Annotated in this window: 20 protein-coding genes; 8 read left to right on the forward strand and 12 right to left on the reverse strand. The window is 64.4% G+C overall.

Annotated features, from left to right (window positions below; genetic code table 11):
• Position 1: 1 nt before the first annotated feature.
• Complete coding sequence (locus UP09_RS31290) at positions 2-379, reverse strand: hypothetical protein (protein ID WP_156164865.1); 378 nt, start codon at positions 377-379, stop codon at positions 2-4.
• A 218-nt stretch (positions 380-597) separates the two neighbouring features.
• Between UP09_RS31290 and UP09_RS31295 the strand changes: the two genes are divergently transcribed.
• Positions 598-1794 (forward strand): acetylornithine transaminase, encoded by a 1197-nt coding sequence (locus UP09_RS31295; protein WP_044542178.1) that lies wholly within the window; start codon positions 598-600, stop codon positions 1792-1794.
• 95 nt (positions 1795-1889) lie between these two features.
• Here UP09_RS31295 and UP09_RS31300 read toward each other — a convergent pair whose 3' ends face one another.
• The 3 genes from UP09_RS31300 to pcsA form a co-directional block, all read right to left on the reverse strand.
• A complete protein-coding gene (locus UP09_RS31300) occupies positions 1890-2864 on the reverse strand; it encodes a quinone oxidoreductase family protein (RefSeq protein WP_044542179.1) in 975 nt (324 codons plus the stop codon).
• 82 nt (positions 2865-2946) lie between these two features.
• The gene (locus UP09_RS31305) at positions 2947-3672 is read right to left on the reverse strand and encodes a TerC family protein (protein WP_044542180.1); all 726 of its coding nucleotides are present in this window, start codon (positions 3670-3672) and stop codon (positions 2947-2949) included.
• Positions 3669-4397 (reverse strand): phosphatidylcholine synthase, encoded by a 729-nt coding sequence (gene pcsA / locus UP09_RS31310; RefSeq protein WP_044542181.1) that lies wholly within the window; start codon positions 4395-4397, stop codon positions 3669-3671. The genes UP09_RS31305 and pcsA overlap by 4 nt, the downstream gene beginning before the upstream one ends.
• Before the next feature lie 134 nt (positions 4398-4531).
• Here pcsA and UP09_RS31315 point away from each other — a divergent pair, with 134 nt between their 5' ends.
• Positions 4532-5722 (forward strand): UbiH/UbiF family hydroxylase, encoded by a 1191-nt coding sequence (locus UP09_RS31315; RefSeq protein ID WP_044542182.1) that lies wholly within the window; start codon positions 4532-4534, stop codon positions 5720-5722.
• Here the strand turns inward: UP09_RS31315 and UP09_RS31320 are convergent.
• Complete coding sequence (locus tag UP09_RS31320) at positions 5719-6663, reverse strand: AEC family transporter (RefSeq protein WP_044542183.1); 945 nt, start codon at positions 6661-6663, stop codon at positions 5719-5721. The two genes, UP09_RS31315 and UP09_RS31320, sit on opposite strands and share 4 nt — an antisense overlap.
• A gap of 124 nt (positions 6664-6787) precedes the next feature.
• Between UP09_RS31320 and hspQ the strand changes: the two genes are divergently transcribed.
• Positions 6788-7120 (forward strand): heat shock protein HspQ, encoded by a 333-nt coding sequence (gene hspQ / locus UP09_RS31325; protein ID WP_044542184.1) that lies wholly within the window; start codon positions 6788-6790, stop codon positions 7118-7120.
• Between the two features lie 47 nt (positions 7121-7167).
• On the opposite strand, the gene UP09_RS31330 is transcribed toward hspQ, so the two are convergent.
• Positions 7168-8421: an MFS transporter gene (locus UP09_RS31330; RefSeq protein WP_502689106.1), complete on the reverse strand. Its 1254-nt coding sequence runs from the start codon at positions 8419-8421 to the stop codon at positions 7168-7170.
• A gap of 432 nt (positions 8422-8853) precedes the next feature.
• Positions 8854-9693, reverse strand: coding sequence for an invasion associated locus B family protein (locus UP09_RS31335; protein ID WP_044542185.1), 840 nt, complete (start codon positions 9691-9693; stop codon positions 8854-8856).
• A 338-nt stretch (positions 9694-10031) separates the two neighbouring features.
• Here UP09_RS31335 and UP09_RS31340 point away from each other — a divergent pair, with 338 nt between their 5' ends.
• The 3 genes from UP09_RS31340 to UP09_RS31350 all read left to right on the forward strand — a co-directional run bounded on the left by UP09_RS31340 (position 10032) and on the right by UP09_RS31350 (position 14697).
• The gene (locus UP09_RS31340; RefSeq protein WP_502689107.1) at positions 10032-11831 is read left to right on the forward strand and encodes an extracellular solute-binding protein; all 1800 of its coding nucleotides are present in this window, start codon (positions 10032-10034) and stop codon (positions 11829-11831) included.
• A gap of 43 nt (positions 11832-11874) precedes the next feature.
• The gene (locus UP09_RS31345; protein ID WP_044542186.1) at positions 11875-13386 is read left to right on the forward strand and encodes an AMP-binding protein; all 1512 of its coding nucleotides are present in this window, start codon (positions 11875-11877) and stop codon (positions 13384-13386) included.
• Positions 13387-13473: 87 nt separating this feature from the next.
• The gene (locus UP09_RS31350) at positions 13474-14697 is read left to right on the forward strand and encodes a hypothetical protein (RefSeq protein WP_044542691.1); all 1224 of its coding nucleotides are present in this window, start codon (positions 13474-13476) and stop codon (positions 14695-14697) included.
• A gap of 19 nt (positions 14698-14716) precedes the next feature.
• Here the strand turns inward: UP09_RS31350 and UP09_RS31355 are convergent, their stop codons facing one another.
• From UP09_RS31355 to UP09_RS31375, 5 genes are read right to left on the reverse strand one after another with little or no spacing between them, the layout of a single operon-like run.
• Positions 14717-15652 carry an arginase family protein gene (locus UP09_RS31355; RefSeq protein ID WP_082070358.1) on the reverse strand — a complete coding sequence of 312 codons (936 nt, stop codon included), beginning with the start codon at positions 15650-15652 and terminating at the stop codon, positions 14717-14719.
• Positions 15649-16905: a M20/M25/M40 family metallo-hydrolase gene (locus tag UP09_RS31360; RefSeq protein WP_044542188.1), complete on the reverse strand. Its 1257-nt coding sequence runs from the start codon at positions 16903-16905 to the stop codon at positions 15649-15651. The genes UP09_RS31355 and UP09_RS31360 overlap by 4 nt, the downstream gene beginning before the upstream one ends.
• Positions 16892-17557, reverse strand: coding sequence for an amino acid ABC transporter permease (locus tag UP09_RS31365; protein WP_044542189.1), 666 nt, complete (start codon positions 17555-17557; stop codon positions 16892-16894). The genes UP09_RS31360 and UP09_RS31365 overlap by 14 nt, the downstream gene beginning before the upstream one ends.
• An 8-nt stretch (positions 17558-17565) precedes the next feature.
• A complete protein-coding gene (locus tag UP09_RS31370) occupies positions 17566-18360 on the reverse strand; it encodes an ABC transporter substrate-binding protein (RefSeq protein ID WP_044542693.1) in 795 nt (264 codons plus the stop codon).
• Between the two features lie 26 nt (positions 18361-18386).
• A complete protein-coding gene (locus UP09_RS31375; protein ID WP_044542190.1) occupies positions 18387-19169 on the reverse strand; it encodes an amino acid ABC transporter ATP-binding protein in 783 nt (260 codons plus the stop codon).
• A 190-nt stretch (positions 19170-19359) separates the two neighbouring features.
• Between UP09_RS31375 and UP09_RS31380 the strand changes: the two genes are divergently transcribed.
• Positions 19360-20265 carry a LysR family transcriptional regulator gene (locus tag UP09_RS31380; RefSeq protein ID WP_082070359.1) on the forward strand — a complete coding sequence of 302 codons (906 nt, stop codon included), beginning with the start codon at positions 19360-19362 and terminating at the stop codon, positions 20263-20265.
• Positions 20266-20304: 39 nt separating this feature from the next.
• Positions 20305-20952 (forward strand): RBBP9/YdeN family alpha/beta hydrolase, encoded by a 648-nt coding sequence (locus UP09_RS37205; protein WP_082070360.1) that lies wholly within the window; start codon positions 20305-20307, stop codon positions 20950-20952.
• The last annotated feature ends 8 nt before the right edge of the window (positions 20953-20960 follow it).

The raw sequence follows: 20960 nt of genomic DNA on the forward strand, positions 1-20960 counted from the left end.
CTCACCTATCTGCGGCGAGCGCCGGGTCCAGCGTGCGAAGCACGCGATGGATTTGCACGGAGCTGCCGATGCCGGCATTGCGCACATAGGCATCGATGACTTCTTCGCTCTCGACCACGACGAGCCCGAACAGTTTGCGGTCGTCGGTCGCATAGGTGCACAGCCAGTGCATCTTCCCCTGGGTCGCGACGATGGCATCCAGCGCAATCCGCGCATGACGCGCCGCCTGAGCGTCATCAGTCACATCGAAATTTTCCGGAAGGTCTCGTTCGATCAGAAGCTTGATCACGGCGCCACCTCCAAAATTAGCTATCGAGCAGCCTAACACGCTCCACGAGCCGCTTGTGCGCGATATCACCTCCCGCTTGACATCGCCCATCCTCTCGCTGTATGGCCCATGCGCCATGAACCTGAACCGGACCAACCGCCGCGCCATCAGCCGTCGTCGCACCAGCGACGATGATGGGCCGCGCCGTGTCCGACGCCAGCGCTGATTAGATAAATCAGCCAAGGTTTTCGAGAAGGCCGCGCCCCAGAGCGCGGCCTTTCTCGTTTTTCGGCCTGCCCTTTCCCACACTGACCTCAGAGGAGACTGACATGACCAACGCCACCCATCCGTTCGACGCGCTGATGGACATTACTGCCCGCCCCGAGGTCGTGTTCGTGCGCGGCGCGGGCTCGTATCTGTGGGACGATAACCGCAACCGCTATCTCGATTTCGTGCAGGGTTGGGCCGTCAACCCGCTCGGCCATTCGCCGGAAGTGGTCGCGGATGCGCTTGCCGCGCAGGCGAAACGGCTGCTGACGCCGAGTCCGGCATTCTACAACGAGCCGAGCCTCAAGCTTGCAAAGGCGCTGGTCGAGCAGAGCTGCTTCGACCAGGTGTTCTTCGCCAATTCCGGCGCGGAGGCCAATGAGGGCGCAATCAAGCTCGCGCGCAAATTCGGCGCCAAGTACAAGAACGGCGCGCATGAGATCATCACCTTCGAAGGCGGCTTCCACGGCCGGACGCTCGCGACCATGTCGGCGTCGGGCAAGAAGGCGTTCGAGCCGCTGTTCGAGCCGAAAGTCTCGGGCTTCCGCAAAGCCCGACTGAACGACATCGAATCGGTGCGGCGGCTGATCTCACCGTCGACAGTGGCCGTGATGCTGGAGCCGATCCAGGGCGAAGCCGGCGTGTGGCCCGCGACCGACGCATTCATGCAGGAATTGCGGGCGCTGACCCAGCAGCGCGGGCTGTTGCTGATCGTCGACGAGATCCAGACCGGCATGGGCCGGACCGGGAAATTGTTCGCCTACGAGCATGCCGGGATCGAGCCCGACATCATGACGCTCGGCAAGGGCATCGGCGGCGGCGTGCCGCTCGCCGCCCTGCTCGCGACCGAACATGCCTCATGCTTCGATCACGGCGACCAGGGCGGCACGTTCAATGGCAATCCCTTGATGTGCGCCGCTGGACTTGTCGTGCTCGATCAGATCGGCCAGCCCGATTTCCTGAAATCGGTCGTCGATGCCGGCCTGGTCCTCGAGCGTGAATTGCAGCGGCTGTCGGCACGGCACGGGCTCGGCGATATCAGGGGCCGCGGCCTGTTGCTCGCGCTTGACCTCAAGATGCCGATCGGTGCTGCGATCGTCGCAGAGTCTTTCGCGGCCGGCGTGCTCGTCAACTCGCCGCAACCGGATGCGTTGCGCTTCATGCCAGCGCTCAATGTCACGCGCGAGGAGATCGCCGAGATGGTGGATTGCCTGGATACGGTGCTGACGAAGGTGGGTGCCGCGCGACGGGTGGCGTAGTGGTCTCTCGTCGTTCCGGGGCATCGCGCCAGCGATGAACCCGGAACCTCGAGATTCCGGGTTCACGCTTCGCGTGCCCCGGAATGACAGTCTCCTTACGGCCTCAAGATCGCCGCGCCCGTGGTGGCCCGGCTCTCCAGGTCGATATGCGCCTTCGCGACGTCCTTCAGTGCGTAGGCGTGGTTGATCGGCACGTGCAGCTTGCCGTTGATGACGGCCGCGAACAGCGTGTCGGCGCCCTCGAGCAGTTCCTTACGGGTGCCGACATAGTCGTTGAGCTTCGGCCGGGTCGCAAACAGCGAGCCGTGGGTGTTGAGGTCGGCGAGCGCGAACGGCGGCACCGGGCCTGAGGCATTGCCGAACGAGACGAACAGGCCGCGCGGCCTCAGGCACGACAGCGATCCCGGGAATGTGGTCTTGCCGACCCCGTCATAGACGACGTCGCAGAGCTCGCCGCGGCTGATTTGTTTGACGCGCTCGACGAAATTCTCCTCGTTGTAGAGGATGGCGTGGTCGCAGCCATTGGCGAGCGCGATGTCGGCCTTGGCCTTCGAGCCAACGGTGCCGATGACATGCGCGCCGAGCGCCTTCGCCCATTGGCAGGCGAGCAGCCCGATGCCGCCGGCGGCGGCGTGGATCAGCACGCGGTGGCCCGGCTCGACCTTGAAAGTCTTGTGCAACAGATACCAGACCGTGAGGCCTTTCAGCATCAGCACGGCGCCCTGCTCATAGGTGATGTGGTCGGGCAGTTTGACGAGTTTGTCGGCCGGGATCACACGCTCCGACGCATAGCCGCCGAGATTGAAATAGTACGCGACGCGGTCTCCCGGGTGGAAGTTGGTCACCCCCGGACCGACAGCCACCACCTCGCCGGCAGCCTCGTTGCCGGCAATGAACGGCAGGCCGGGCGCCTTGTAGAGGCCGGTGCGGAAATAGACGTCGATGAAGTTCAGCCCGACCGCGTGCTGGCGGATGCGCACCTCGCCTGCGCCGGGAGCGCCGACTTCGACGTCTTCATAGGTCAGGACTTCCGGTCCCCCCACCTTGTGCACGCGCACAGCCTTGGTCATATCAGTCGCTCCCCTTGGGTCTCACGTGACGCGAGCGAATGCCATCGGGGCCGCCTTGTCAACAGAGCGGCCCGGAACCGGTCTATCCGGCCGTCTTGCGGCGATTGCGCCGGGCCAGCACATTGAACAGCTCGACGGCGGCCGAGAACGCGATCGCGAAATAGATGTAGCCGCGCGGGATATGGAAACTGAATCCGTCGGCCACCAGCGCCACGCCGATCAGCACCAGGAACGCCAGCGCCAGCATCTTGGTGGTCGGATGCTCCGCGACAAATCGCGCCACCGGTCCTGACGAGACGTACATGATGACGCAGGCGATCACGACTGCCGCGATCATGATCTCGATATCCTGCGCCATGCCAATCGCGGTGATGATCGAGTCCAGCGAGAACACCAGGTCGATGATGATGATCTGCACGATCACCCAGAAGAACGCACTGGCGTTCGGCCCGGCCGCTTCATCGGCCTCGCGCGCCTCGACCTCGCCGTGGATCTCGTGGGTCGCCTTCGCGATCAGGAACAGGCCGCCGCCAATCAAGATGAGGTCGCGCCAGGACAGCGCGATGCTCTTGATCGTGATCACGGGCTCTGTCAGCCCGATCAGCCAGACCAGGATGCTGAGCAGCAGGATGCGGAACACCAGCGCCAGCAACAACCCGATCTGCCGCGCGCGCTTGGCCTGCGCGGGTGGGATCCGCGACACGATCACCGAGAGGAAGATCACGTTGTCGATGCCGAGCACGATCTCCAGCGCGGTCAACGTCAGCAATGCAGCCCAGGCCTCCGGGCTGGCGATCAATTCCATCATGCCTTGAATGCTCTCAATCTGCGGATCACGCTGTCGCTGCCGACGATGTAAGCGGCGATGACGCAAAGCCCGAATGTAATCGGCGCGCCGACCATGAAGTCGTGTGCCAGGGTGTAGGCGGCAAGCACGGCCCAGGCGCCGAGCAGCCAGAGCGTCAGCCAGCGCAGCCGCACCACGCGGAGCGGATGCACCACGTGAAACGGCGCGAACGTCAGTGCGATCAGGACCGCGACCAGCAGCGTCGACATGACAGGCGGCAGATGCAGCAGGAACAGATAGAACGCCGCGGCATTCCACAGCGCCGGAAAACCGCGGAAATGGTTGTCGTCGGATTTCATGCGGCGATCGGCGAAATACAGCGCACTCGAAACCACGATGCCGATGCCGAGGATCGGCGCCGCCACCGGCAGCAGCAGCCCGCTCGCGGTGATCGCATAAGCCGGCACGAACACATAGGTGACGAAATCGACCACCAGATCGAGCACCTCGCCGGACCAGTTCGGCTGCAGCCGCACCACGTCGAGCCGGCGCGCCAGCGGGCCATCGATCCCGTCGATAATAAGCGCGACGCCGAGCCAGCCGAACATGCCGGCCCAGTGCTCGCGCACCGCCTCCAGCATCGCCAGCAGCGCGATCCCGGCCCCGAGCGCCGTGAAAACATGAACGGAGAATGCGGCGGTCCGCATCCGTTCTGGCAACGCGTCCGGCTGGCTGGTCTGGTCCATGTGGCCGCAGTGCTATCAGGAATCGCCCCGCTTTGCATATGCACTGTTGCGGCGTTCCGTCGCGCAAATTGCTTGAAACTCTTAACAGTGACCGGTGGCTTGAAATTGACGCCAACAATGTCAATTGTCCTGGGATGACCGACACACTGCAGGTTTATGACGTTCTTGTAATCGGCGGCGGCCCGGCCGGGCTGACGGCCGCGATTGCGCTGGCCGACACGGGGGCAAAAACCGCGCTGCTGGCGCGGCACGCGCCCTATGCCGACAACCGCACCACCGCGCTGCTCGGCGCCTCCACCGATCTGCTGGAGCGGCTGGACATCTGGCGGCGCTGCAGCGACAAGGCCGCGGCACTCAAGACCATGCGTCTCGTCGACGACACCGGCCGCCTGATCCGCGCGCCGGAGGTGCGCTTCTCGTCCGACGAGATCGGGCGCGACCAGTTCGGCTTCAACATCGACAATCGCTCGCTGGTCGCAGCGCTCGAGGCGCGTGCCGGCGAATTATCATCGCTGACGCGGATCGACGACGAGGCCGCCACGATCCATCCTGGAGATGCCGCGGTCGAGGTCCAAACGAGCCAGGGCCGGTCATTGTCGGCGCGGCTTGTGGTCGGGGCCGATGGGCGCCATTCGCTGTCGCGCGAGGCCGCCGGCATCGAGATCGTCAGCCGCAAGCTCGGCCAGTCCGCCCTCACCTTCAACATCACGCATACAAGGCCGCACCGGAACATCTCGACCGAATTCCACACCGAGCATGGCCCCTGCGTGTTCGTGCCACTCAGCGGTAACAGAAGCAGCGTGGTCTGGGTCTGCGCGCCCAAGGAAGCCGAGCGGCTGGTAGCGCTCGGCGACGACGAATTGTCCGCAGCCGCGGAGACGCAGTCCCATTCCATCCTCGGCCGTCTCCAGATCGAGCCCGGGCGCCACGTCTTTCCTCTCGCCATCGAGCGACCCAGGCAATTCGCCAAGGACCGCATCGCGCTGGTCGGGGAATCAGCCCATGTGCTGCCGCCGATCGGCGCACAGGGTCTCAATATGGGACTGCGCGACGCCGCCGATATCGCCGACATCGTCGGGCAAGCGATCTCGCGCGGCGAAGATCCGGGCGCGCCGCAAGTGCTGTCGCGCTATCAGGCGGCACGGCGTCCCGACGTCGCCAGCCGAACCTGGGCGATCGACATCGCCAACCGCTCGCTGCTCAGCGATTTCCTCCCCGTCCAGACCATGCGCGCCGGCGGCCTGCATCTGATCGGTTCGGTCGGCCCGCTGCGGCGGCTCGCCATGCGCGAGGGTCTGGCGCCGTCATGGCGACGTTCCTCTTAAGGAAAGGCAAGGCGTCCGGTCTGGATGACCCACATCACGCTGGTCAGCGTGACCACGGATGCAAAAGTCCCGATCAGCACCGCGACCGACGCCGGCTCGATCCAGGTATCGTTCTGCCGGGCGATCACGAACACGTTCAGCGCCGGCGGCAGCGAGGCCATCAGCACCGCGGTCGCCGCCCAGGGCTGCGCGAACGGACCGAACAGCAGCATCAAGCCGAACGCCAGCAGCGGATGGATCAGGAGCTTGATCGCGATCACGCCGGGGACCTCCCACGGCACCCGCTTGAACGGCCGCAACGCGACCGTGACGCCGAGCACGAACAGCGCCATTGGTGCCGCGGCATTCTCCAGGAACTGGATGGTCCGGTCGAGCGCGACCGGCAGCGGGATGTGGAGTGCTGCGACCAGCGCGCCCAGCACCGCCGACATGATCAGCGGGTTCTGCACGATCTGCCGCAGCACCACGCCGAGCGCATGCAGCAGCGAGGGATGGTCGCGATCGGTTAGCTCGATCAAGAGCGGCACGATCGAGAACAGGAAAATGCTGTCGCAGCAGAAGATCAGTGCGGTCGGCGCCGATGCCTTGGTGCCGAGCACCAGCCCCGGGCCCATATAGCCGATATTGCCATAGGCACCCGACAGCCCCGCAAGCGTCGCCTCGCGCAACGTCAACCTTCCGATCGCCTTGCCGGCGACCATCGCCAGGAAGAAGGCGATCACGGTTCCGAGCGTGGTGGCGATCAGGAATGGCGGGTTGTTCAGCTCCGAGAACGGCGTCTTGGACATGATCCCGAACAGCAGCGCCGGCAGCGAAACATAGAGCAGGAAGAAGTTCATCCAGGCGAGCCCGCTCTCGGGCAGGCCCTTGGCCTTGCCGCAGGCGAAACCGATGAAGATCAGGCCGAAATACGGCAGCGCCAGGTTGAGGATATCGATCATTCTGAAAGTGGTTTCTAGGGCTTGGTTTGGGGACGGTTCGCCCCGGCTAGAATCGGTAAATCGGGGGTTAATTCGCGTTCCTGCCCCCTAGCATCGGCCACAATGTTGGTCTATCGAACGAGACATGATCAAAGCACGGACCGCCAAATTTCAGATCGGGCAGATCGTGCGCCACCGGGTGTTCTCGTTCCGGGGCGTGATCTTCGACATCGATCCGGAGTTCAACAACACCGAAGAGTGGTGGTTGTCGATCCCTGAGGATGTGCGCCCCCACAAGGACCAGCCGTTCTATCACCTGCTCGCGGAGAACTCGGAGACCGAGTACGTCGCCTATGTCTCCGAGCAGAACCTGTTGCCCGACGATTCCGGTGAGCCGATCCGCCATTCGCAGGTCGCCGAAATCTTCGTCAAGGACAAGGCGGGCGGCTACCGCCCGCGCAACCCGTCGCTGAACTGACGGCCTGCGCTTTCGAGCGTGGCGCATGGCGCCGCGATCACGGCTGCTTAGACCCCCTCATGCGCTGATAGCGCCGCCGCGACCGCCCAGACGGCGAAGCCCGACAGCGCCAATCCCGCACCGACCAGGCCGGTGGACGCCCAGCCATAACCCGCGGCGACGGCCATTCCGCCCAGCCACGGCCCCAGCGCGTTGGCGACGTTGAAGGCGGAGTGGTTGAGCGCAGCGGCGAGGCTTTGCGCTTCGCCTGCCACGTCCATCAGCCTGGTTTGCAGCACGGTGGCGAGCCCCCCGCCCAGCCCGATCAGCAGCACATCGATCAGCAGCGTCCAGAAATTCGCCGCCGCCAGCGGATACAGCGCCAGCGTCGCCGCTGACCACAGCAACAGCCCGCCCGCCGTGGCCATCAAGGCGCGGTCGGCGAAGCGCGGCACGATGATGTTGCCGGCCGTGAGACCCGCACCGAACACGCACAGCGCCACCGGCACCAGCGCAGGCGACACATGCGTCACCGCCAGCATCGTCGAGGCCAGATAAGTGTAGACGGAGAACAACCCGCCGAAGCCCACGGCGCCGATCGCCAGCGTCAGCCAGACGTGCTTGCGTCCGAGCGCGGAGAGTTCGCGCAACGGGCTCGCCCCGGTGTTGACGGTGTCACGCGGGGCGAACACCGCGACCAGGATCGCGGTCAGCAGCGCAAGCCCGGCGACGATCGCGAACGCCCAGCGCCAGCCGATCATCTGGCCAACCCCGTTGGCCAGCGGGACGCCGACGGTGGTAGCGATGGTCAGGCCCAGCAGCACGCGCCCCACCGCGCTGGTACGCTTGTCCATCGGGACCAGCGAGGCGGCGACCAGCATGGCGATCCCGAAATAGGCGCCATGCGGCAACCCGGCGAGGAAGCGCAGCGCCAGCATGGTGTGATAATCCGGCGCCAGACCTGAGAGGCCGTTCATCAGCGCGAAGAAGCCCATCAGCGCGATCAGCAGCGTCCGCCGTGTGACACGCGCCGACAGCACGGCGATAACAGGCGCGCCCACCACGACGCCAAGGGCGTAAGCGCTGATCGCGTGGCCGGCCATGGGCTCGCTGATGTGCAGATCGCGTGCGAAGAACGGCAGCAGGCTCATGGTGGCGAATTCGGCAATGCCGATGGCGAAACCGCCCATCGCCAGCGCGAGATGAACGATGCCCGGATGGAACACTCTGGCGGTGTCCTGGGCCGCGGTGTCCCGGGCAACGGTGTCCGGCTTCACACTGGCGTCACCATCGAGCGAGGTGCGCCGGGCCGGCTGCTCCATCGGGAGGTCCAGCGGTTCCCGCCGCTGCTTGTTGAGACGCTGGGACATTGGCCGAATTCCATGATTGCGAACGGCGGCCAGGGTTCGCGAACGCACACGCGCGCGTTTGCGCATCGACGGCGCGTGAACGCGCTTTCGTCTGGCCTCCCATGTTGGTTCTTTGATTGTGCTTCGATGTCGGGGTCGCACACGAAGCGCAGGACCACCAGAGCGACAAATCGCTATCAGCCAGACACTATCGCATGGCGCCGCATCTTGAATGAAGCCACAGACCTCAGGTGCTGCGGCCGTTCCGACAAGCTTTGGATTCTTGTTTGACGCGTTTTCTTCACGCGAACCGGTGTCCACTTCGCTCGAAAACGCTCTAACTGAAAAAGGCGCCCCTTCGGGCGCCTTTTGTTTTGCGGTATTCCCGCGCGCTTGCTTGCGCGCTTACTTGGCTGCCGGATTGGCCGGAGCCGGTGCGGCCCCACCCTGCCCGCCGGCTTCGAGCTTCTTGCGTTGCTCTTCGGCGCGCTTCTGCAATTCTTCCTGCAGCTTCTTCTGGGTTTCCTCGAACTGCTTCGGGTCGGTGGCGGGGCCGTCATAGGCCTTGGCGAACTCACCGTTGAGCGGCAGCGGCAGCGTCAGCGGCGCGCCATTCGAGTTGATCGCCTGGACCACCAGATTCTGGCCCTTCTTCAGGTTGGCGATCATTTCCGGCGTCGCCTCATAGTCCGACATACAGCCGTTCTGGAAGCAGATCACATAGGGGGACTGCTGCGGCGGATTGCCGTCGATGATGATGCGGGTGCCGTGAACGAGTTGCATGCCGAGCGGCAGCGTCACGCGCAGGATCTTCTTCGGCTCGCCTTCCGGCTCGATGACAACGGCAGCGATCACAGGCTGACCAGATTCGATGCGGCCGTCCTTGCCGGTGAAGCAGACCTGCTTGGCGGTGGCTTCCTGGCCCTTCAGGCAGAACTTGGTCCAGGGGGCGTAGATGAGCTGGATCTGCTGATCCGGCGGCGGCGGCTGTGCTCCCGCGACGGGCGGCGGAGCGGCCTGGGACTGCTGCGGAGCCGCGGGTGCAGGGGCCGGCGCAGGCGCTGCCTTCTGGGCCGCCTTCGGTGCCGCCTTGGGCGCAGCCTTCGGTGCCGCGGGCGCCGGCGCTGCGGGCTGCTGGGCCTGAGCGGCAGGAACCAGGAGCGCTGCGGACAGTGCCGTTGCCGCCATCAGGGCGACAATTCGCCCATGCGGCCGAACCGGGGCGGCCAAGATACGAAAATTCATTGCGGAAAACCCTTTCTGAACGGCAGCGCCCGAAACCGCTGCAGGCGCCGACACATAGCCGCGAAACACAGCTGCTCGCGCGGCTGTCTCCTAGTCAATTGAGGCGGATACGTGACAAGTGTTCCCGCCGGATCAATTGCACGCCTTCAATACAGCGGCGGACGGAAAGATCAATGGCGACAAGCGTGTTTGCGAGGATGTCACGGCGAGTTGCGGCAGCCTGTGGTAAAGCTCCCCGCGTGACGTCTTGCGAATCAAATCCGGCGCCTCATCCGCTCGTTGCCGGGCGTATCGGACGCCACGCATTGGCCTGGCTCTCCCTCGCCTCGACCCTTGGCTTGACCTTGGCCCTCCTGACAACAGGACCGGCCCCTGCGGCCGCGGCCGAGAGCACCGCAATCGCAATGCACGGCAAGCCGGCGCTGCCGCCCGACTTCGACCATCTGCCCTACGTCAACCCCGATGCGCCCAAGGGCGGCCGGCTGGTGCAGAGCCCCCGGGAGGGCACCTTCGACAGCCTCAATCCCCTGATTGTCAGGGGTCTCGCCGTGCAACAGCTCCGGGGCTACGCCTATGAGCGCGGCTATGTCTACGAAAGCCTGATGGTGAGGAGCAATGACGAGGCCTTCACCCTGTACGGCCTGCTCGCCCGCAGCGTCGAGACTGACGATTCACGGAGCTATGTCACCTTCCACATCGACCCCCGTGCCCGCTTTTCCGACGGCCAGCCCGTCACCGCCGACGACGCGCTGTTCTCTCTGGCGTTGTTGCGCGACCACGGCCGCCCGCTGCATCACCAGTATTATTCCAAGGTCGCAAAGGCCGAAGCGCTTGATCGGCTTACGGTGCGGTTCGATTTTGGCGGCGTCCCGGATCGCGAATTGCCGCTGATCCTCGGCCTGATGCCGATCCTGCCGCGCCACGCCACTGATCCCGCGACATTCGAGGAGACCACATTGGCTCCGCCGATCGGCTCCGGCCCGTACCGCGTGACTGATGTCAAGCCCGGCACCAGCGTGACCTTCACCCGCAATCCCGATTATTGGGGGCGCGACCTGCCCGTGAACCGCGGCCTCTGGAATTTTGACGAGATCAGGCTTGATTACTACCGCGACGCCAACGGACAGTTCGAGGCGTTCAAGCGCGGCCTCTATGACTTCAGGACCGAGCCCGAGCCGCTGCGCTGGCACGACGGCTATGACTTCCCGGCGGCGCGCAACGGCGAGGTGATCCGCGACACCATCAAGATCGGCGTTCCCTACCCGTCCGAATTCCTGGTGTTCAACACCAGGCGGCCGCTGTTTGCCGACGTCAGGGTGCGCCAAGCGCTGACGATGCTGTTCGATTTCGAATGGATCAACCACAATTACTATTTCGGACTCTATGCGCGCTCGGGCGGCTATTTCGCCGGATCGGAGCTGTCGGCCTATGGACGTCCCGCCGACGACCGCGAGCGCGAACTGCTCAAGCCGTATCTGTCGCATTTTGACCCGGACATCCTCGAAGGCCGATACCACCTCCCCGTCACCGACGGCTCTGGTCGCGACCGCGACATCCTGCGCAAGGCGCTCGCGCTGTTGTCCGACGCCGGCTTTGAGCCCGACGGCACGGTGTTGCGCCAGCGCTCGACGGGAGCGCCGCTGACCTTCGAGATCCTGCTGACGACACGCGAGCATGAACGCATTGCGCTCGCCTATCAGCGCGACCTGAAGCGCGCGGGCATCGACGCCGCGGTGCGGGTGGTCGATGCGGTGCAGTTCGAGCAGCGCAGGGTCAGCTATGACTTCGACATGATTCCCAACCGTTGGGACCAGTCGCTGTCGCCAGGCAATGAGCAGACGTTCTACTGGGGCGGCAAGGCCGCCGACATCCCGGGAACCCGGAATTACATGGGCGCCAGGGATCCGGCCATCGACGCCATGATCGCGGCGCTGCTGGCGGCACGGGAACGGCCGGATTTCGTCTCGGCGGTGCGGGCGCTGGATCGGACGCTGATGTCCGGCTTCTACGCTATCCCGCTTTTTAACGCCGGAGAGCAATGGATCGCACGCTGGAATCGGATAGAACGACCATCGACCACCGCGTTGTCGGGCTATTTGCCGGAAACCTGGTGGCAGAAGGCCGGCCCACCGCAGTGATACGACCTGATCCGATCCAAATGATACAACGGACGTTGAACCCGTGACCCAGCCGATCGCCTCGCCAACGCTCGATACCCTGTTCAAGCGGATCCTGGTGCGGCAGCCCGAGGCGCTGGCGCTGGTCGATCCGCTCAACAAGCAGCGCATCACCGGACAGACGCGCAAGCGCCTGACCTATGCCCAGGCCGACCGCGCGATTTCGGCTATCGCAGCCCATTTCATCGAGAGCGGATTGCCCGCCAATTCGGTGATCGCCGTCCAATTGCCCTCTACGGTCGAGTTCGCGCTGACGGTGTTGGCGGCCCATCGCGTCGGATTGATTGTGGCGCCATTGCCGCTGCTGTGGCGGCAGGCCGAGCTGACGGTCGCGCTCAACCGCACCGCGGCGCGGGCGATCGTCACCTCCAGCAAGATCGACGGCGTCTCCTATGCCGACTTCGCCATGAACGCCGCAGCAGAGGCGTTCTCGATCCGCCATGTCTGCGGCTTCGGCGACGACCTGCCGGAAGGCATGGCCTCGCTCGATCAGGCGATCCTGCAGGACTCCAGGACATCGCGTTCGGTGATCCAGGACGGACGCAAGGCCGCGATGATTTCCTTCGACGTCACCAGCGAAGGGTTGCGTCCGGTGCCGCGCGCGCATTTCAGCCTGATCGCGGGCGGACTAGCCATGTCGCTGGAGAGCGACCTGGCACAGGGCGCCACCATCATGTCAGCTTTCGCGCCGATGTCGTTTGCCGGCCTCTGCTCGTCGCTGGTGACCTGGCTGTTGTCGAGCGGAACGCTGGTGCTGCACCACCCCTTCGATGAAGAGGTGCTCGAAACCCAGATCAACGACCACGCCTGCGACACGCTGATTGCTCCCGCACAGCTCGCCTCGCGGCTCGACGAACACGATCTGTCGGCGCGGATGCCGAGCCTGCGCAACGTCATCGGCCTCTGGCGCGCGCCGGAACAGGTCGCCGCCAGCGCAGCCTGGACCGCCCAGCACGCGCCCCTGACCGATGTCTACCTGTTCGGCGAAGCCGGGCATTTCTGCGCCCGCCGTAACGCGGAGGATGGATCGCCCGCCCCGATCCGGCCGGGCCCGCACGGCGCGCCGCGCGACGTGCCGGGCGCGTCGATTGCCGGCGACATCCTGCTGACGCCGAAGGGCACGCTGGGACTGCGGGGACCGATGGTTCCCGCCGCCGCCTACGCACCATTGCCTCCGCCGGGTGACACGCTGATCGCATCGGCACCGCGCGATTTCGCCGACACCGAATACGCCGCACGGATCGACCGGGCGACCGGCACCATCAGCATCACCGCGCCGCCGTCCGGCATCATGGCGGTCGGCGGCTACCGCTTCCTCGCGCAGGATTTGCAGGAATGGTCGCGGCGGCTCGGCCACGGCGCGCTGTTGACGGCGTTACCGGATCGGCTCAGCGGTCATCGGCTGGCCGGGCGGGCGCAGGACAATGCGCGGGCCCGTGATGCGCTGACGGAACTCGGGCTTAACCCGTTGATGGTCGAAGCTTTTCGCGATCGTACGAACGGTACGCTGACGTAATTCTTAACCTCGCGTTGACGCTGTATTAAGCCGGCCGGACTAGCATTGCGGCCTTTGCTGATCCGCGCATCGGTGTCGAGCTTTCGCATGTCCCAACAGGGTCCGGTTCTCATCGTGTCGGCCGCCAAGCGGCCGTCATTCGCTGCTGTGCTCGATGAAGCCAAGCTGTTTCCGGTGGTTGCGACCGATTGGAACGACGCCGGGCGCGCCATCGAACAGGTGCAGCCGGCCGCCGTGATCGCCGCGCTTGATGGTATCGATGCCGCAACCTTGGCGACGCTGGCCCGCCGCGCCGCCGCCCGTGCGCCCTATCTGCCGTTGATCGCGGTCGATCCTGCGATCGCCCTGCCCGGCACCGCGATCCCGTTCTTCCAGCGCCGCAGCCATCCCGATCGTCTGGTGACGCGGCTCAACGCATCGCTGCGCGTGCGCGGCCTGCATGCGACGGTGATGCGGCGTCAGGTGCCGCCGGTCCCGATCGCGCTGTCGGATATCGATCCGGTCGGGGAAGCAACCGCGCTCCTGATAGGTCGCGGCGGCGCCTACCCGGCGCTGTCGGTCGCACTCGGCGAACGCGCCGGCGTGGTCGGTGCGCTCAGCATCGAGGCTGCCGCCAAGCACCTCAGCAACCGCGATATCGACGGCATCGTGCTCGGCGAGGGATTTTCGTCCCGGGTGATGGATGCGTTCCTGACGGTGCTGACTGAGGACGTCCGCTTCCGTACCTTACCCGTGGTGGTCACCACGAGCGAAGTCACGCCACGATACGATCTGGCCAACCTCGAGATCGTCCCGGCCGAGCCTGCGCGGATCGCTGACATCACATTGCCGCTGATCCGGCAGCACGCTTTCGAGGCGCGGCTCAGCCGCATGCTGCGCGCGATCGACGCCAAGGGCCTGATCGATGCCCGCACCGGGTTGCTCACCATTTCGGCGTTCGAGCGCGATTTCGCGACCGCCGTATTCCAGATCGGCGAGCGCGGCGGCGGCCTCTCGGTGGCGCGGTTCACCTTCGACGGCGCCCAACCCCGCGCACAGTTCGATGGCGCCCGGATCATCAGCCGCCTGATGCGCCAGAGCGATTTTGGCGCCGTGCAATCAGACGGATCGATCGTCGTCGTGTTCACCGCAACCGACCTGCGCAGCGCGCATGCGATCACGCGTCGGCTGTCGAGCGTGATGCGCCACACCCACCACGGCCGGCGCGACAGCCACGAACCCATCGTCAATGTGGTCGCGCTGCAGCCGAACGACTCAGTAAAGTCACTGCTGGCGCGGCTCAGCCAGGACGCCCAGCGCGTGGCGTCGTAGCCGTCCGACCGTTGAATCGTCACTCCGGCAGCAGTCCCATGCCTGCGGCCAGCAGCACGAGCGCTTCCATGATCATATGGGCGCAAAGCTGGGCGGCCATTCCGTTGACATCCTGTGGCGGACTGACGGTGTTGAAATCCATCGCGACAATGTTCAATCCTGAGAGACTGCGCAGTAGCTCGATCCCCTCCCGGGCGGACAGCCCGCCCCAGGCGGGCGTGCAGACGCCGGGCGCGACCGACGGATCGAAGACATCCATGTCCCAACAAAGATAGACCGGCCGCCCGCCGACCACCTCGCTGAACTCGGCGATGGTTTGCGCAAAACCGCGCCGCATCAGTTCGTCGATGGTGACGACGCGGAAGCCGAGCGACCGCGTGTGTTCGAGCACGCCCGGGCAATAGGTGAACCCGCGCACGCCGATATGCCAGGACCGCGCGGCGTTCACGACACCTTCCTGCGCCGCGTTAGTGAATTGCGTCGCCGCATTGTAGCGATCGTCGGGCGTGTAGGGATACGCGTCGGTGTGGCTGTCGATATGCAGCGCGACGAGATCCTTGTGGTGCCGGGCAGCGGCGCGCATCAGCGGAAGCGAAACCGACCCGTCGCCGCCGATCCCGACCGGCACCGCGCCAAGCTCGAGAATGCGCGCAGCGCTTGCCTCGATCTTGACGAAGGCATCATCGATGCGGCCCGGCACCAGCGCGACGTCGCCGGCGTCGACCGCGCCGAGCAAGGTCAGCACGTCGACATCCGCAAGCGAGGGATGATAGCGGCGAATGAGCCGCGACTCCCGCCGAACCTCCGATGGCCCCTGCCGGGCGCCGACACGGAACGGGTGCGTGCCGCAATCGAACGGCACGCCGAGAATGGCGGCCCGGCTGCCGGGGCGCGGCAATCCCGCCGGCAGTCCCATGAACGTTTCCGGACCCACAAAACCTGCCGCGTCACTCATTTTGTATTCTCTCTTGTCAGCATGTCGAAAGCCGTGAGCGCGTGCACGCGGGACACGATCGCCAGCTCGGCGATCTCCGCGTATTCGTCCGGCGCGCCCATATTGTGCGGTGTCGGCCCATAGACGACCGTCGGGATTCCGGCCATCCGGAACCAGCGCGCGTCGGAGCCGCCGACACGCATGTTGACGGCCGGGGCTGTGCCGATGATTTGCGCGGCCGCTGCCGCACAACAGGTGACGATCTCCTCACCGGGGTCGGTGTGATTGGGCTCGAAGCAGCGCAACACCCGCCAATTGATCCCTGGAAGATCGAGCGCTTGTTGCAACGTTGCGAGAACGGCTTTCGACGTGACCCCGACCGGCAGGCGCAGGTCGATCGCTGCGCGTGCGCTTGACGGCACCAGGTTCGGCGACACTCCGCCCGTGACGATTCCGGTGTTGACCGTAATGGTCGACAGGACCACGGCCTCACCTGCGCCGCACAGTGGTTCCGAGATTGATTTGGCATGAGCAATCGCATCGCGAACGGCAACGGGCATGGCGACGGCAAGTCCGCGCAGCGCGGTTACGCGATCAAGAGCCTCCCGCAAGCGGTCGATCGCATTGACGCCAAGATGGACATGGGCGCCGTGAGCCGCCCTGCCCTCCGCCGTGATCTCGATCCAGATGAATCCCTTTTCGCCGAAACGCAGCACCATCGGCGAACCGGCGTCTCCGATAATCGTGGCATCACCCGTGGCATGCGCCACATTGTCGAGCAGATACTTTGTCCCGCGCGGGCCCATGCTCTCCTCGTCACCCGCGAGCGTCAGCACGACTTCGCCGGCCCAGTCTGCGCGGTGTTCGGCCAATGCCGCCATGGCAGCCATTGATGCGGCAATGCCGCCCTTCATGTCAGCGGCTCCGCGGCCATACAGTCGGCCGTGCGCGATCTCACCTTCGGGGCTGACCGACCAGCTCGTGCGGTCGCCCAGCGGATATGTGTCGAGATGGCCGTTGAACACGATCCGATGTCCCGGCGCGCGGCCCCTGACCCGGGCGACCACATTGACGATGTCGGCCGATCCCGGATGCAATTCAACCTCGACGCCGGGGACATGGGCTCTGAGAAGGTCGGCCGCGAGTGCCGCCACCGCGCGGGTGTCGCCATCCGGATTCGGCGATGGCGTTGCGATCAGCCGCATCGCCAGGTCCACCATCTGGCTGGTGCGGTCGTTCGAGACGGCGTGGCGAATTTGATCAACGTCGTGCAAGACGGGATTCCCAGATACGGATCGAGTGGGTCAGCGGCCAGCAGATCACGAAATAGATCACCGCGATGAAGGTGAAGATTTCCAGCGGCCTGAAGGTCGATGATGAAAGCTCCATGCCGCGCCGGGTGACTTCGCCGACCGACACGACGGACGCCAGGGAGGAGTATTTGATGAGCTGGACGAAATTGGCCGCGAGCGGCGGCAGCACGCTGCGAATGGCCTGCGGGCCGACGATCCGCAGAAAGCTTTGCGTCGGCGACAGGCCGAGCACCTGCGCCGCCTCGCGGTGACCGACGGGCACGGTCTGGATACCCGCTCTGAACACCTCGGAGATGAACACCGCGGAATACAGCGACAGGCCGAGGATCGACGCGGCCAGCGCGTCGATCCTCACGTTGAAGACGATCGGCAGCACGTAATAGACCCAGAGCAGCTGCACCAGGATCGGCGTGTTGCGCACGATTTCACCGACCGACAGCGCGATGATGCGTGCAATCCGGAAGCGGGATATCTGCATGATCGCGATGACGAGCCCCAACAGGGTCGCCACCACGAGCGTGACCGTCGAAATGAACAGGGTCATTTCGATGCCGGAGGCGAGGAAGCCCAGATTGTTCGGGATGACGTCCCAGCGGAAGCTGTAGCTTTGCATCTGACTGCTCAGGGCGCGACGATCGAACCGAGCTTGTTCTTCTCGGCCGCGGCCTTGAGCCGACCATCAAGCTTGATCGTTCGAACGAACAGGTTGATGTAGTTGAGCCAGATCTGGTCGCCCTGGTTCATGACGTAGGCGTAGGGTGTCACCGACAGAGTTTCCGGTGGCGCCACCGTGATGGTCCAGTCGAACTGGGCATTCATTTTGATCGAGGCCGGATAGTCGGTCATGACGACGTCGACCCGTTGCGCCATCAGTTCGGCCGGGGTGGTGGCCGGCGCTGCGACCGCGACGGTCTTGGCGTTCTTGAAGTACGAGCGCATGAAGGTCTCGATATAGCTGCCGAGCGAGACGCCGGCGTTGACGCCCGGCTTATCGATATCCGCCCAGGACGTGATCGGGCCGCCCTTGCGCACGACCGCATAGACGCCGCTGGTGAGATAGGGATCGGAGAACGCCACGGCCTGCGCACGTTTCATCGTCGCACCGACGCCAAACATGCCGAGATCGCATTTGTTGGCCTGCAGATCGGCGATGAAGCTGCCGAAGCTGGTCTCCACATATTCCAGCTTGACGCCCATGTCCTTCGCAAGCTCCCTGGAAAGATCGATATCGATCCCCTCGAGCTGTCCGCTTTCGGGATTGCGAAACGAAATCGAATAGTACATCGGCCAGATGCAGACCCTGAGCACGCCGCTCTTGGTGACCTCGTACAGCCGCGACTGAATCTGCTGGGCAGCAACCGGCTGCACCGAGAGAAACACCAGGCAAGCAATTGCAAGTCGATACAGGTTTCGCATGGCCATCAATCCCTTTCGTGCGGTGATCACTCGTCAAACTGATTGAGAAAGCGCTGGGCGCGTTCGGTCGTCGGCTTCTCGAAGAAGGCTGTCGGAGCGCCGTGCTCGACGATCACCCCCTCGTCCATGAACACCACCTGGCTGGCCACACGGCGCGCAAAACCCATCTCGTGCGTAACCACCAGCATCGTCATGCCCTCGAGCGCCAGTGTGCGCATGACCTGCAGCACCTCGCGGCGGAGTTCCGGATCGAGTGCCGAGGTCGGCTCGTCGAACAACAGGATCTTCGGCTGCATGGCGAGCGCGCGGGCAATCGCCACGCGCTGTTGCTGCCCGCCGGACAACCGGGCGGGATAAGCGTCACGTTTCGCTTCCATGCCGACCTTCTGAAGCAGCCGTTCGGCGATGGCGACCGCCTCGTCCCGGCTGAGGCCGCGTACGCGCATCGGCGCCTCGATGATGTTTCCCAGCACCGTCATGTGCGGCCACAGGTTGAACTGCTGGAACACCATTCCGATCTCGGGACGCACCTTCCTGGCGGCACCGCGCACGCCGGACGACGGCTGAGCCTGTGACACCGTGGTGCCTTCCATCAGGATGCGTCCGTCGGACGGCGCCTCAAGCAGCGCCATGCATCGCAGAAGGGTGGTTTTTCCCGAGCCACTCGGCCCGATGATGCAGGTCGACTGCCCGGGGCCCAGCGCAAGATCCACGCTGTTCAGGACGGTGTGGGCGCCAAAGCGCTTGACCACCGCCTCGGCCGCCAGCACGGGCCCGATGCCTGAATGCGATGCGTGGCTTGTGTTCATACGAACGAACCTCCGGCTGACTTTCCTACGATACATAAGCAATAATGATGCCAAATTAAATTCTGCTCAGATTCGCGGAATTATCTGCTGGGTATCGGTAAGCGAGGTCGATCCAATACCACAAATTTCATGGCATTATCGGCGACATTTATGATATGTAAAGGCGCAAAGCGATATATAGATATAAGTTATGGATAGGCGCCTCATAGAGATCTTTCATGCTGTCATGCAGCATCGCTCGGCGACCGAGGCTGCCCGCGCGCTCGGCGTGTCGCAGCCTGCCGTCAGTGCCGCACTGAAGCGGCTCGAGGCGGATGTCGGATTTGCGCTGTTTCGCCGGGAAAGCCGGCACATCGTGCCGACGCCCGAAGCACATCTGCTGCACAACGAAGCGATCCGGGCGCTCGCCGGCTTCGCCGAGTTGGAGGACGCTGCTGCGGGAATTTCGGCCGGAAAGCGCGGCGTCCTGACCATCGCGAGTCCTGGCCCTGGGATTGTCTGGCTTCCGGGCGTCGTCAGCCGCTTCCAGCGAGAGCGCGCGTCAACCCAGATCAGGCTGCTGACCCGAAGCTCGGAAAATGTCCGCAGCCTGGTCTCGGCACGTGCATTCGACATCGGCGTCGCCGAGCCGCCCTTCGACCGCACCAACATGGTGTTGCGACGTTACCGGATGTCTTTGGACTGCGTGATGCCTGCAACGCATGCACTGGCTGACCAGAAGATCATCACTCCCGACCTGCTCGAGCGACATGATCTGATCATCACCTCGCAGAGCCGGACGACCTATGCCGGCGTTTCGCGCGCTTTTGAGGCCAGCGGCACGCCGTTTCATCCGGCGATCGAATGCGAATTCTTCGCCGTTGCCCTCAACCTCGTGATCGATGGCGCGGGGGTCTGCCTCGTCGATGCGCTCAGCGCGTCCGAAACCCTCAGGCGCACCGGCAATGCGAGCCCGCTCGTGGTACGGCCATTCGCGCCGTCGATCCATTACGAGGTCGGCGTGCTCAAGCCTACGATCGGCGACCTCAGTGTTCTCGCAGAGCAGTTCCTGAAACTGCTCGACGAGCACGTGGCGCCGTACCTAGTCCGATCCTGACCTGGGCTTGCTGGGCTGGCTGTCACGCCGCCTTGTGCGATGCTGAAGGCGACCATAGAAACAGCGGTGACGAGGTGTGGGGTATTAGAAATGAAAAGTGGGCGAGCGGGGTCGAGGGTGATTGTGCTGCACGGCGCGCACGGAGGGCCCGACACCAACTGGTTTCCTTGGCTTCATGCCGCACTGAACGCGGAAGGCATTGAAGTATTGCGTCCTCAATTCCCCACGCCGGAGGGGCAGTCTCTAGAGGCGTGGCTCCATGCCTACGATCTTGCTGTCAGTTCGTTGTCATTGGCTCCGACCATCCTTGTTGGACATAGTCTAGGGGCCGCACTGGCGCTGCGCTTGGTTGAGCGAGCAGTCGAGCCATTTGACGGCCTATTTCTGGCCGCGCCGTTCATCGGCGCGCTCGGCCTTCCCGACTACGACACCATAAATCAGTCGTTCTTTGCCGGCTCATTCAATTGGGCTGGTATTCGCGAGCGAAAGGGAAGCGCGTGCCGCTGTTGGGCCGGTGATAACGATCCCTATGTTCCACTGTCGCGCTCGCAAGTTGTAGCTGACTGCTTGAAAGCTCCCCTCGAGATTGTGCCAAGAGGCGGTCATCTTAACAGCGAGACAGGATTTAATGCTTTCCCTCAACTGCGCGACGCCATTCTTGCTGAACGCGCCAGCACAAGAAGTTGAGTGATTTG

This window comes from Bradyrhizobium sp. LTSP885 (assembly GCF_000938305.1).
Taxonomy (GTDB): Bacteria; Pseudomonadota; Alphaproteobacteria; order Rhizobiales; family Xanthobacteraceae; genus Bradyrhizobium.